The following is a 13,594-nucleotide window of genomic DNA, read 5'->3' as shown; positions in this document are numbered from 1 at the left end:
CATCATTATCTTATTAAATATATTACACCTGTTTTTTTCGGAGCTGAGGCATCGTAACTCATTCCTTGCCAATCGCTTCCATTTATAAATTTTACTTCTATTTTCCAGTAATACACGCCCTGAGGCTGATCTTGCCCTTTGTATGTTCCATCCCAGCTTTCAGATGGTGCACCATCATCAAGCGCCGTAGTTTGCCAAAGTATTTGGCCCCATTTGTTAAAGATTTTCATATCCCAGGATTGTATTCCTTTTCCTTTTGCTTTAAAGGTTTTAATCTCATTTTTCGCACTTGCCGGCATAAATGAATTTGGAAGGTTTAGAAAACCTGGCACACCAATAATGCGCACACTTTGAAAATTTGTTTCGCTGCAACCCGTACGGTTTAATACTTTTAAGGTAACCGTATATGCGCCTTCATTTGCATAAACGTGTGTTGGATTTTGGATTGTCGACTTTGTTCCGTCACCAAAAGTCCATTCCCAGCTCACAGCATCAGTACTTGTATCCTGAAACCTAAAGGTAAAATTTGGAATAGATTGCTCATTTCCGGGGTTCGCTTTAAAAGCAGCTACCGGCTGTAATACAACATCAATATAATTCGCAATGCTTATGGTATTTGTACAGCCCAAAATATTGGTGGCTTTAAGTGTTACGGTATATTTTTTGCCTTGGCCGGTAAAAGTATGTTGTGGCTCAAATTCATTTGATGTTGCAGAACCATCGCCAAAATCCCAAACATAGGCTACGCCACCAACGCTGTTGTTTTTAAACTTTACAACAAGTCCATCGCAGCCGGTCGTTTTATCTGCAGTAAAGGCAACTGTTGGCTGTGCGAGAACTTCTATCGTTTCTGTGGTAGAATTGGCAGAGCAATCGTTTCTTGCGTCGAGTTTTATCGTATAGCGCCCTGCTTTAGTAAAGGTATATGGCAAAGTACTGGGTGCCGAATTGCTTAGCACGGTACTAATTTCGCCAGTATCTTCATTGGTAAACGTATATAGAAATGTAGTGGCACCGCTTGTATTGTTAACCAGGTTTACGGTAAATGGTGCACAACCTCTGTGTTCGTTGCTATTGATTACCAGTTCCGGAACAATAGTATTCGGAGAAGCCGTAACGTTGTAGTTGGAAGTACTAGATCCGCAATCGTTCGTTGCAGTCATTGTTACCATATAGTTTCTCACAATATTTGTGGTAAACAAATGGCTTACGCTACTTTTATCTGTTGTAGTTATCGGTGCAGAGCCGTCGCCAAAATCGTAGGTATATGTAGTTCTGGAACTTGCCGGAGATGTATTGCTGAAATTTACCGCCAACGGCGAACAGCCTGTTGTCTTATCGGGAGAAAAAACAGAAACCGGCGTGCCTTTAATAAGTACTGTAGATGTTTTTGTGGTGATCCCGCAAGGCGTAGTTGCTTCTAACGTAATTTCGTAAAGCGCGTCTTTCCCTGTAGGGTCTGCCGGAAAAGTTATCGCTTCTGGCTGTGCCAGATTTGACGTACCAACAGTCCCGAAAGTCCATTTAAAGGTTGCATCTGTTAAAGAATTGGATGTATTTGTAAACTGTATCGCGGTTGTTCCGCAAACTTCGGCAGCGCTTTGCGTAAAATTTGCATTAACGGTTGGATAAGTTGAAATGGTGATACTTGTCTCGTCGCTATTGCAATTCAGGCTACTTGAAACAACTAGTTTTATGGTAACCGTTTCATTGGGATTTAAAATTGTATATCCCGGAAAGCTTATTCCGGATCCAATTTGTACATTATTGGCAAACCAGGTGTAGGTTCCGTTACGACCCGGATAAGGAATTGCAGAGACATTAGATGCCGATAACTGAAATGGTGCGCAACCTTTGCCCAATTGAGTAGAAATTTCGGCTTTCGCCGGAAGGTTTACTGTAATTTTTACAAGATTACTGATGATAAACGCACAAGTTCCACTACTCACCACTCGCCTGAAAAACTGTGTTGCGGTTGGTACCGCCGGAAGATAATTGATTCCCGTAGCGCCTAAGATATCTGTAAAAGTAGTCCCATTGTTACTGGTTTGCCATTGATATCTAAAAGTTCCATCTCCACCCATCGGTGTTGAACCCGTAATTTCTGCGGCAACACTTCCTGAACAAATCGTCTGATCAGCGCTTATTGTATTTCCTGTGAGTGTTGGCAATACGGTAATCTGTACAGAATTGCTTATTGATGTACAGATTGTGCTGTTTACCAATCGCCTGAAATATGTTGATGCAGTTAGTGGAAGCGTCAAATCTTTATTCGTTGCCGAGAGAATATTTGTCCACACATCGCCATCGGCACTGCGTTGCCATTGGAAAGTAAAAGTCCCTGTTCCGCCGGAAGGTGTGCCTCCGCTGATCGTAATATTTTGCCCGTTGCAGATTGTCATTTCCGGAGCGGAAATGGTATTAATAACTGGCGGAAAATAGGTTATGGTTACTTCTGAAGTTGTTGGCGGACAAGGAGCAATTCCGCTGATCGTCCACCGGAAGCGGTACGTTTGCCCCGGTTGCAAACCTGTAACACTTGTGTTGTATAATGCCGGATCTGTAATTACAACATCTTCCTGTCCGGAAACCAAATTCCACAAACCTGTGTTTGGCATCGGATTGTTTCCATTCAAAGTAATTCCGTTGCCACTACATAAGCTTTGATTTTGGCCAGCGTTTGCCACTATAGTAACCGGATTAACTGTCACAATACTCACTGTCGAGATCTGTTCTGCGCAAATGCCACTCTGTACAACCGCTCTAAACTGTGTGGTTTCTGTTAAATTGGTGTATACGTATGGGTTTGATGTAGAAGTTATTGTTGCCCAATTCTGCCCATTATCTACAGATCTTTCCCAACGGATAATTCGTCCAACCTGGCCAGTTAACGTAATATTCCCAGTATTGGTACCGGCACAAACATTCACTGTGCCAGCAGTTGTACCGGCAACTGTTTCCGGATTAACTGAAAGTTGTATATCATCTGAAGAAACGGAACATCCAAAATCGCTTATTGTCCATCTCAGAGTATAAACATTTCCTGGTACCAAACCAGAAATGGTTGTTGCAGGCTGAGCATCATCTGCAAACGTTACAGGCGTTGGTGCAGAAACTACACTCCATTTTCCAAGGCCAACTTCTGCCGTATTGGCCGACAAAGGATAACTTGTAGCATTACAAATTTCTACATCAGCACCTGCATTGGCCTGAGTTACACTCGGCTGAACATTCAAAGTGATACTTACCGGAGTTCCGGAGCAACCGGCAGTAGATACTGGTGTAACAGTATATGTTACCGTGCCTGTTGTGCTACCGCTATTTAGCAAAATATCACTTATTCCGGTTATTGCAGTGGCGTTGGTTTGGTTTGTATTTCCGCTGATGCCAGCAGATGCTGTACTGGTGAACGTATAATTTGTATTTGTAGAATTTGTAGTGAACGAAATCCCTGCGACCGTACGATTGCAAATTGTAGTATTTGCGGCATTCAACGTTACAATGGGTATCGGTTTTACCGTTACAACAAAATTAAATGGCGCACCATCGCAATCATTTAAACGCGGAATAATGGTGTAAGTAACGGTTGCATCTGCATTCGGATCGTTATTCGTCAAAACATCGGTAATGTTTCCACTTCCTGAGGTAGAAAATCCAGAAGCATTTGCAGAGCCTGTTGCTATCCAACTAAAAGTTGCGCCAACTGGCGTACTGGCTGGTGTGTATGCAACGGCAGCACCCGTACAAATATTTTTACTGGTGGCACTGCTAACGGTAACATTTGGTAGAATTTTCAATACCACTTCATCATCAACTTGTGCACAAGTACCGCTCAAACCGGTAACCGCACGTAACACCAGATTCACACTTCCACTATTTCGTTCGGCAACAGTAGGTGTATATGTTGCATTTAAAGCATTGCGATTCGGCGCAAAAATACCGTTACCACCAACCCAGGTAAAGTTTTGTACCGTTCCGGTGATGGCTGCCCCAAGTAAAAAGTTTGGAACATTATAACAGATAGTTTGATCAGCGCCCGCATTCACTTTCGGCGAAGTAATAAAAGTTAACGTTTGTGATGCGGTTGCAACTCCGCAATTGTTGGTATGTGTAACTACAACGGTATAAACCCCATACGCTTCAAACTTTATTGAAGGATATTGAGAAGCAGCAGTTGTACCATTTGCAAAAGAAAATGCACCGCCGCTTACTGTCCATAAATAGGTATCGGTTTTAGCACTTGTTGTTCCGGTTAGTGTGGTTTTAGTAGGCCCGGTAGTGGTTGGATTAAAATCGTAAACTGATAAATTACATAAGCTGATATTTGGAGAAAGACTCGCCGTTGGCGTCGTATTTACAACAACTGTTTGAGGTGCAGAATAAACCAATCCACATGAAGGTGTTGTAATGGCCAGCCTGACTGTATACGTTCCGGCATTTGCAAAGCGAAATTCAGGTTCTTTGCTGGTTGCGTTTGTGCCATTTGCATATGTTACCGCAGGCGAAACTTCCCATCTGTACGTATTTCCGCCATCGCAAATATTGTCTATTACCGATCCATCAGTCGGTTTGAGCGTTGAGCCGACACAAATAGTGGTTATGGGCAAAGTGAAAGCAGGTTTTGGCGGGTCCTGAATACAGATTTTCATTTCTACCGGATCTGCATCACATGCTCCGGAACTTCTGGATTCGAGACGAATTGTATGTTCGCCACGTGTCGTAAATTTATAAACAAAGTTGAATGAACGCGGTTGATTTACTTCAACAACAGCACCATCTACATACCAGTTGTACGTTACGGTATTGGGCGCGCAAGCGGGTGTATTGGTATTCGGATCTTCTCCCAAAACAGAAGTATTGGTAAAAGTCACATTGGTATTTGTACATCCTGGAGAAGTAAAAGAAAATGCATTTATGGGTTTAACGACCACTTTTGCGTAAGACGAAACCGGTGTACCAATGGTTCCGCAAAAATTATTACCTACGTTAATAGAAACTGCAAAAGCATTGTACACCGTGCCGGCACTGGTAGTAGAAGTGCTGCCGCACGATGAGCGCTGATAGGGGTGCTGAACTTTTCCTCCATTTTGGATGATATCACAAATGGTATAAACAGACGTTGTTCCATCGCCCCAGGTGATTGTATATAAATCACCTGGAAAATTGTTTTGAATTCCGGTTGGAGAAGTAAAATCTACGTTAAACTCCAGCAAACCTAAAGGCAAACAAACCAGGTTATTTCCCGATGTACCAAAAGCAGTGATTGCTTTATTGTTAACCAGTAAGTACGCTTTTGTAGCTATAGAACCATCGGGCATTACCGCTTTAGAAAATATGGTGTAATGGGTTTGTTGTGCCGTAAAACTTTGGTTGGGTGTAGTAAAATTTATTGTACTGCTTCCCCCGCCAGAAGCACCATCGGTTATAGTTGCACTTACTGTGCTGCTTGCCGTAGATTCATTTTTAAGAAAAAATGGATTATCTGCCCGGCTTAAACATGTACCAAAAGTTTCGGTATTTGTTGTATTTAAATAAGTTGATGTAATTTTAGCTTCTATGGCGGTTCCTGCTTTAATTTCAAACGCAGCAGATTCTGAACTTACGAATACGGGACTGGTAGATTTAATTCTGATTTTATAGTTTACACCCGCCTGGGTGCCAACAGGTATAACCCCATTTACATACGTTGTATAAAAACCAGTATAACTCCCGATCAATTTTTCTGTAGAAAAGCTTCCGGAAGCATCAGAAAGATACATTTCAAAGCGATTATCCGTCGCAATACAGCTTGATGTACCAATCGTAAATGTAGCGGCAATAGTACTGCCTGGCGTGTATGGCCCTGCATCTACCCTTCCAGCATTTAGCTGAGCACAACAATTTGATACATAAAACACTAGCCCAATTACCAGAGCGTAAAATGGCCATTTCCTATTACAACAGGTCTTCATAAATCGCTAACACTAGGGAATGATTTAGAGGGCGTTTTTTGTACGTTGTTTGGTATAAACCTTGAGCATCCTGATACTGACTGAAGAGTAAGAGCTTTAATTACGCAACTATAAATATTCAGCGACAAAGAACGTAACAAAAATGATATTAGTATAAATTTTTACACCAACTGCACAAAATGAATAGCTAGTGCTCCTGATATGCTTGAAATGACATATTACGGGCAAAAAAAATCCCCCAAAGTGAATTTACCTTGGGGGAATATTTTACACGAAAGTGTTTTTGGGAATATGAATTACATCATGCCGCCCATACCACCGCCGCCCATTGGAGGCATAGCTGGTGAACCACCTTCTTCAGGCTCATCTGCCAATACAACTTCTGTAGTCAATAACATTGCTGCAATTGAAGCTGCATTTTCTAACGCAACACGACTTACCTTAGTTGGATCAATAACACCTGCACCGATTAAGTTTTCATAAACATCAGTACGTGCATTGTAACCGAAATCTGCTGTACCTTCTTTTACTTTCTGTACAACGATAGAACCTTCAATTCCTGCATTTTCGCAGATTTGACGTAATGGCTCTTCAATTGCACGACGGATGATTTGAATACCTGTATTTTCATCTTCATTAGAACCTTTAAGTTCTGCCAAAGAAGCAACTGCGCGGATGAAAGCAACACCACCACCAGCAACAATACCTTCTTCTACAGCCGCACGGGTTGCATGTAAAGCATCATCAACACGGTCTTTTTTCTCTTTCATTTCAACCTCACTTGCAGCACCTACATAAAGTACAGCAACACCGCCAGCTAGTTTAGCCAAACGCTCTTGCAATTTTTCTTTATCGTAATCTGAAGTTGTAGTTTCAATCTGTGCTTTGATTTGGCTAACGCGAGATTTAATATCGTCTGAGTTACCTGAACCATTAATTACAGTTGTATTGTCTTTATCAACTACAACTTTTTCAGCAGAACCTAAGTAAGTTAAATCAGCATTTTCTAATTTATAACCTCTTTCTTCTGATACAACGATACCGCCAGTTAAGATTGCGATGTCTTCTAACATTGCTTTTCTTCTATCACCAAAACCAGGTGCTTTAACAGCAACTACTTTCAATGAACCACGGATTTTATTTACAACCAAGGTAGCTAACGCTTCGCCATCTAAATCTTCAGAAATGATTACCAAAGGTTTACCTGTTTGAACTGTTTTTTCTAAAACCGGCAACAATTCTTTCATGTTGCTGATTTTTTTATCGTAAATTAAAATGTAAGGGTTATCTAATTCCGCTTCCATTTTATCTGCATTGGTTACAAAATATGGAGATAAGTAACCTCTGTCAAACTGCATACCTTCTACCGTTTTAACTTCGGTTTCAGTACCTTTTGCTTCTTCAACAGTAATTACACCATCTTTACCAACTTTACCCATTGCTTCGGCAATTAATGAACCGATTACTTCGTCATTATTTGCTGAGATAGATGCAACTTGTTTGATTTTGTTGTTGTCATCGCCAACCGCTTGTGATTGAGATTTTAGGTTTTCTACAACTGCTGCTACGGCTTTATCGATACCGCGTTTCAAATCCATTGGATTTGCACCTGCAGCAACGTTTTTAATACCTGTAGTAATAATTGCCTGCGCCAACACAGTTGCAGTAGTTGTTCCGTCACCTGCAATATCTGCAGTTTTAGAAGCCACTTCTTTAACCATTTGAGCACCCATATTTTCTACAGCATCTTTCAATTCAATTTCTTTTGCTACAGAAACACCATCTTTAGTAATTGCCGGCGAACCGAATTTTTTATCGATGATTACATTACGACCTTTAGGTCCTAAAGTTACTTTTACTGCATTTGCTAGAATATCAACACCTCTTTTAAGGGCGTCACGTGCTTCTACGTTATATTTTACTTGTTTTGACATTTCTTTTCTAAATTTTGAAGATTGTTTGAGAGAATGCTTATCTAAACATTGTTCACTCATAAATCTTTCATTTTATAATTTGTAACTATTTATTTGATTTAAGCTGAATTTAAAATGTTAAAATTCAATCCACCACCAATAACTATCCTACTACTGCGTAGATATCTGTCTCGCGCATAATCAAGTAATCATTTCCTTCGTAAGGAAATTCAGTACCTCCATATTTGCCGTAAATTACAACATCACCAACTTTTACACTTGGTTTTTTACCGTCAGAATCTTCTTCAGAAACAGAAACAACGGTTCCTTTTGATGGTTTTTCTTTTGCAGTATCAGGAATATACAAACCTGATGCAGTTTTTTCTTCTGCCGCAGCGGGTTCAACAATTACCCTGTTTGATGTGCCGGCAATTGGTTTTAGGTTTAATGCCATAACTTTTATTATTTTTTTATTTTGATTTTATGTTTTTTAACAGCCGAACAAAGAACATTTTTTATGCCAATAGCTTTGAAAGGACAAATTTTCACCACTTCTGTCATTATTAAATTGATCTTGAATTATTAAATGTCAGCTTGGCAGCAAAAACGGTATCACTTTCAGCGGCGGTATTGTTTTATGCCGATAAACTATGTCCTATTCGATTGCTTCTTGCATAGAAGTAATTCGCTCAGGTGCAATAACGAAGTGATTGTATTATTCAATAAAAGTCCTCATCAAGAAGCAGGAAGCAATTTTACCACAACTGGTTTAATTTTCTATGCTACTGCTAATGCATGAGGATTGCTTCGTGCCTTTCAATGACGACCATTTTATAGTCTTATATAGATACTGAATACAAGTAACAGCTCTAAACATTATTCAAATGAAAAATTAAACCTCACAAAAAAAGCTTTCCCTTTAGAGGAAAGCTTTCAAATGCTTGTTATTATTCTATTATTTCTTAGTTGTATCTGTTGCTGGCGCTGGTTTAGCATTGTTTAATGCTCCGCCAAGTGGAGATGGTGATGGCGCTTTATCCAAACGTTCCTGAATTGCCGAGTTACCCACAGCACCTGCGTTACCGCCATTTGTTTTGGCAATTGTCGTAATGCCCAATGTCAATACTACGATGAGGGTTAACAAGATCCAAGAACCTTTTTCTAAAACATCACCTGTACGCTGTACACCAAACATATTGCTGCTTCCTGCACCTGATGCCAAACCACCGCCTTTTGGGTTTTGTATCAAAACAAATAAGCCCAAAGCGATACACACAATAATTAATAAAATGATTAAAAAGGTTACCATGGTAATATATTTTATTATAATTTCTTTTCTATAGATTCTACGAGGTCGGCAAAGTAACGGCTTTTTTCTGGATATTTCAAACTTAATTTTTTATAAGTATCTATGGCTTTGTGATAAAGCATCTGCTCTATATAAATCTTAGCCAAAGTTTCCGATACTAAGTCGTAATGGTCTTCTGCACTCTTTTTCGCCTTGTTTTCATTGTCAATCTGTTCAGGCTTTGGTGGCTTTATTGTCGGATCTTCTTTAAGAAAACGTTCAATAATTTCTGCACCTTTTGCGTCTTTAACATCGGCATTTGGATATTCTGCCAGATGATCTGCAACTTCAAATGGTGTTTGAATATGGAAAATATGTTCTACATATTGTTGCTGAAAAGCTTTGGCATCTGCATGCGCAGGTTCTGCAGTTTTGGCTTTCACTGTATTAACATGCGCGTAAGGCTGAAAAACCTGTTCGTGCTCTTTACGTGTTTTCGCCAGCCACCATAAAAAAGTATACGGCAATTGATCGTCATCATACTTTGAGACAAAATTAATTTCCGGCTCATCCGGAACCACCGTTTCAATATGTGGTGGTTCTTGTGGCGCAGCCTGAATATTTTCTTTTTCTTCAAAGGCAAAAAAATCAAATGTCGCCACGGGATCAAAAGGAACAGGTTCTTGATTGGGGCTTACTGCTACATTGCCTTCAACTTGCTCTAAATCTGGTTTTTGTTCAACCTCAGCAGGTTGTTTTTGCTGCTCATTGTAACTTATTTCTTCTTCAAGTGTTGGGAATTGCAAGAAATTATGCAGCGCTTTGCCATTTGTATATAAAGCGGCTTTCTGCACATGGCCCGCTTCTACTCTGGCCAGTAATAAATGAAGGGGCTGTGCATAGGGAAATTTTTGCAGGGCTTCACGCAACATCGGCGCATGTTCTGGCCTAACCTTACCAGGTTGAGCAATTAATTGTGCCAGTAGTTGTGTGTTCTCCATTCTATTGTTTGTAGCTAAGTTAAAAATTAGATCGTTCTTTGAAAAAACTGCGTATCCTTTTTCGTTTAAAGTTACTTACCACTGCGCAAAAGCCCGGTTAAAAATATCTTCAGTAAGCTGTAAATTGATATTGGCGATTGCAGCAGGAGTTTGCGCCGTTATTGCCCCACCATTTAGCGGAAAGTCAAAATATCTTGTAAAACTTTCTTCAAAGCTACTTTTGGTATCTAATGTATTGGTGTATTTAACTGCAACAGTTATAGTAAGTCGATTGGCTCCTGCGGTTGGTGTTGTACTGGATTGTAATGCTACAGGTTTAATATCATATCCCGTAATTCTTCCCTCTAATACCGCTTGCCCTTCATTGTTGGTAATGCTTAAACGGGTTTGGTTTCGAATCCTTGTTTTTACCGCTTCTGTAAACTGATTACTCAATGTTGGTACAACCAATGGCGCTGTATTTTCAAACACGCGCACTTCAATGGTTTTCATTTCGGCTGGAATGGATGCACCTCCGAATGAATAGGCACAAGAACTTAATGCAGCAATGATTAACAGACCAAATAATTTAATTTTCATATTGTTGATGCTCCCGTTAAGTTAAAGGAAATTTTACAAATTCAGTTCTTTAATTTTTCTGTAGAGCGTACGTTCAGAAATACCCAATTCTTGAGCGGCAAACTTCCGCTTACCTTTGTGCTTTTTTAATGCTTTTTTGATTAGATCTGATTCTTTATCTACTAATGATAACGATTCTTCTATCTCTTCCGCATCGTGCGTAAAATAATCAGTATTATTGTTGCCACTATTGTTTGGTGCCGGATGTTGAATGGTAAACGCATGATCCTGGCCACCAGGCAACTCTACATCTCTATACAATTGATTGATATACTGTGGATTATCCGCCAGAACAGTTGCGGTATTTCCCCCGTGCTGTATAATCTCTGCAACCAGTTTCTTCAGCTCTACCATATCTTTTTTCATATCGAAAAGCACCTTATACAAAATATCTCTTTCCGTAAAATCTTCTTTTGAAGCAGAATTAATCGCCATTGGCAAATTACTGCCTGCTTCATTCGGGATATAGTTCAAAATTGCCTGTCCGGTTACATCGCGTTCTTTCTCCAATACGCAAATCTGCTCAGCAATATTTTTAAGCTGGCGAACATTTCCGGGCCAGCTGTAATTGGTTAAAATCTGTACTGCATCGGGTTCCAGATGTAAACCCGGACTGCGGTATTTATCGCTAAAATCTGCTGCAAATTTTCTAAATAACAGGTAAATATCTTCTTTCCGATCTTTCAATGCCGGAATCCGCAAAGGAACCGTATTTAAACGATAATATAAATCTTCACGGAATTTGCCGTTTTTTACCCGATTATATACATCAACATTGGTTGCGGCAATAATTCTTACATCGGTTTTCTGAACTTTTGATGAACCTACACGTAAATATTCGCCACTTTCCAGAATACGCAACAAACGCGCCTGTGTACCTAGCGGCAATTCTGCAACTTCATCCAGAAAAATCGTTCCGCCGTTGGCCACCTCAAAATATCCTTTACGCGCTTCATGTGCGCCGGTAAATGAACCTTTTTCGTGCCCAAACAATTCAGAATCTATAGTGCCTTCCGGTATAGCGCCGCAGTTTACGGCAATAAATGCACCGTGTTTACGTGCACTTAACTGATGGATAATTTGCGAAAAAACCTCTTTACCACTTCCGCTTTCTCCGGTAATTAAAACAGACATATCTGTTGGTGCAACCTGACTGGCAATATCAATGGCACGGTTCAATAAAGGCGAATTGCCAATAATTCCGAAACGTTGTTTTATATTCTGTGTATCCATTCTTTAGATTTCAAATTTTAGATCAGCTCCGTCATTGCGAGGCACGAAGCCATCTTAAACTTTGGGCTATAGCCATCGCATTAGAATTGCTTCTTGCCTCGCAATGATGAAAACTCTAAACTATTTTTCCGATCAGCGTAGCAGAAGTACATTTCTCGATCAAAACATCCGCATATTGACCCGGTTTAACACCTTCCACTGCGGGAAACACAACCATTGCACCGCTATCTCCACGGCCACAATAATCTTTATCTGATTTTTTTGAAGTGCCTTCAATCAAAACATGAATGGTTTTCCCCACCCATTCCTGCAAACGCATAAGCGAATGTGCTTGTTGTTTTGCCAGAATTTCTGCCAATCTGCGTTTTTTAACTTCCTCCGGAATATCATCTTCCAGTTTACGTGCGGCTAAAGTTCCCGGACGCTCTGAATACGCAAAATTATAGGCAAAATCATATTGTACATAATCCATAATGGTCAACGTATCCTGATGTTCTTCTTCAGTTTCGGTGCAGAAACCTGCGATGATATCTGTAGAAATTGCACAGTTCGGGATAATTCTTCTAATGGCATCGACACGGTTGATGTACCATTCACGAGAATAGGTTCTGTTCATCAATTCCAATACACGTGAATTTCCGGATTGTACCGGCAAGTGAATGTAATTACAAATGTTGTCGTATTTCGCTATCGTATATAGAACCTCGTCAGTAATGTCTTTAGGGTGCGATGTAGAAAAACGCACACGCAACAGCGGACTTAACAACGCAACTTGTTCCAGTAATTGGGCAAAGTTTACCGTTTCTGTGCCATCTTCAGATGTCCAGGTGTAAGAATCTACATTTTGTCCAAGTAAAGTAACCTCGCGATAACCAGATTCAAAAAGTCCTTTTGCTTCTTCTACAATAGAATGTGCATCTCTGCTGCGCTCGCGCCCACGTGTAAATGGCACTACACAGAATGAACACATATTGTTGCATCCTCTTGTAATTGAAATGAATGCGGTAATTCCGTTGCTGTTTAAGCGTACCGGACTAATATCTGCGTAAGTTTCCTCACGGGATAACAAAACGTTTACCGCTTTATGCCCATCTTCTACTTGCTCAATTAAATTTGGTAAATCGCGATAGGCATCTGGCCCCACAACAACATCTACCAGACGTTCTTCTTCCAAAAATTTAGATTTTAAACGCTCTGCCATACAGCCTAAAACGCCCACAATCAACTTTGGGTTACGGCGTTTTTCTACGCCAAACTGAGAAAGTCTGTTGCGTACGCGTGTTTCGGCATTTTCGCGAATAGAGCAGGTATTAATGAAAATCACATCTGCCTGATGATAATCTCCGGTAGTTTCAAATCCGGTTTCAGATAGAATAGATGCTACAATTTCGCTATCGGCAAAATTCATCGCGCAACCATAACTCTCAATATATAATTTGCGGGCATCCACTTTCTGAGGCGTATCCAAAATCAATGCCTCACCCTGCCGGGCCTCATCATGTGCTTTATCCTGTATTTGTAAATCAATCATTATCTAAATAAGATTTTTTGGATTGCAAAAATACATAAATTATATTAAAAGTGACAAAT

General features: G+C 40.2%; 8 protein-coding genes. All 8 read right to left on the bottom strand.

What is annotated here, in order from left to right; translation table 11 throughout:
* Positions 1-5: 5 nt before the first annotated feature.
* Complete coding sequence (locus tag ACJVDH_RS20715) at positions 6-5,951, bottom strand: PKD domain-containing protein (RefSeq protein ID WP_443945314.1); 5,946 nt, start codon at positions 5,949-5,951, stop codon at positions 6-8.
* 296 nt (positions 5,952-6,247) lie between these two features.
* Entirely contained in the window at positions 6,248-7,885 is a 1,638-nt protein-coding gene (gene groL, locus ACJVDH_RS20710) for a chaperonin GroEL (RefSeq protein WP_443945313.1), read from the bottom strand.
* Between the two features lie 142 nt (positions 7,886-8,027).
* Positions 8,028-8,318 (bottom strand): co-chaperone GroES, encoded by a 291-nt coding sequence (locus tag ACJVDH_RS20705; protein WP_443945312.1) that lies wholly within the window; start codon positions 8,316-8,318, stop codon positions 8,028-8,030.
* 501 nt (positions 8,319-8,819) lie between these two features.
* The gene (secG, locus tag ACJVDH_RS20700; RefSeq protein WP_443945311.1) at positions 8,820-9,173 is read right to left on the bottom strand and encodes a preprotein translocase subunit SecG; all 354 of its coding nucleotides are present in this window, start codon (positions 9,171-9,173) and stop codon (positions 8,820-8,822) included.
* A gap of 14 nt (positions 9,174-9,187) precedes the next feature.
* Positions 9,188-10,153 carry a hypothetical protein gene (locus ACJVDH_RS20695; protein ID WP_443945310.1) on the bottom strand — a complete coding sequence of 322 codons (966 nt, stop codon included), beginning with the start codon at positions 10,151-10,153 and terminating at the stop codon, positions 9,188-9,190.
* A gap of 75 nt (positions 10,154-10,228) precedes the next feature.
* Complete coding sequence (locus tag ACJVDH_RS20690) at positions 10,229-10,732, bottom strand: LptE family protein (RefSeq protein WP_443945309.1); 504 nt, start codon at positions 10,730-10,732, stop codon at positions 10,229-10,231.
* A 33-nt stretch (positions 10,733-10,765) separates the two neighbouring features.
* A complete protein-coding gene (locus tag ACJVDH_RS20685) occupies positions 10,766-12,004 on the bottom strand; it encodes a sigma-54 interaction domain-containing protein (protein WP_443945308.1) in 1,239 nt (412 codons plus the stop codon).
* A gap of 115 nt (positions 12,005-12,119) precedes the next feature.
* The gene (gene miaB / locus ACJVDH_RS20680) at positions 12,120-13,535 is read right to left on the bottom strand and encodes a tRNA (N6-isopentenyl adenosine(37)-C2)-methylthiotransferase MiaB (RefSeq protein ID WP_443945307.1); all 1,416 of its coding nucleotides are present in this window, start codon (positions 13,533-13,535) and stop codon (positions 12,120-12,122) included.
* Positions 13,536-13,594 lie beyond the last annotated feature (59 nt).

Origin of the sequence: Pedobacter terrestris (assembly GCF_052343045.1) — a bacterium.
Lineage (GTDB): Bacteria > Bacteroidota > Bacteroidia > Sphingobacteriales > Sphingobacteriaceae > Pedobacter.
The sequence above is the reverse complement of the archived record's forward strand: the minus strand, read 5'-3'. Positions and strand labels throughout refer to the sequence as shown.

Excerpts from the sequence above, each read along its gene's own strand:
- ACJVDH_RS20690 (WP_443945309.1), bottom strand. The coding sequence starts at position 10,732 with ATGAAAATTAAATTATTTGGTCTGTTAATCATTGCTGCATTAAGTTCT.
- secG (WP_443945311.1), bottom strand. The coding sequence starts at position 9,173 with ATGGTAACCTTTTTAATCATTTTATTAATTATTGTGTGTATCGCTTTG.
- ACJVDH_RS20695 (WP_443945310.1), bottom strand. The coding sequence starts at position 10,153 with ATGGAGAACACACAACTACTGGCACAATTAATTGCTCAACCTGGTAAG.
- groL (WP_443945313.1), bottom strand. The coding sequence starts at position 7,885 with ATGTCAAAACAAGTAAAATATAACGTAGAAGCACGTGACGCCCTTAAA.
- ACJVDH_RS20715 (WP_443945314.1), bottom strand. The coding sequence starts at position 5,951 with ATGAAGACCTGTTGTAATAGGAAATGGCCATTTTACGCTCTGGTAATT.
- ACJVDH_RS20685 (WP_443945308.1), bottom strand. The coding sequence starts at position 12,004 with ATGGATACACAGAATATAAAACAACGTTTCGGAATTATTGGCAATTCG.
- miaB (WP_443945307.1), bottom strand. The coding sequence starts at position 13,535 with ATGATTGATTTACAAATACAGGATAAAGCACATGATGAGGCCCGGCAG.
- ACJVDH_RS20705 (WP_443945312.1), bottom strand. The coding sequence starts at position 8,318 with ATGGCATTAAACCTAAAACCAATTGCCGGCACATCAAACAGGGTAATT.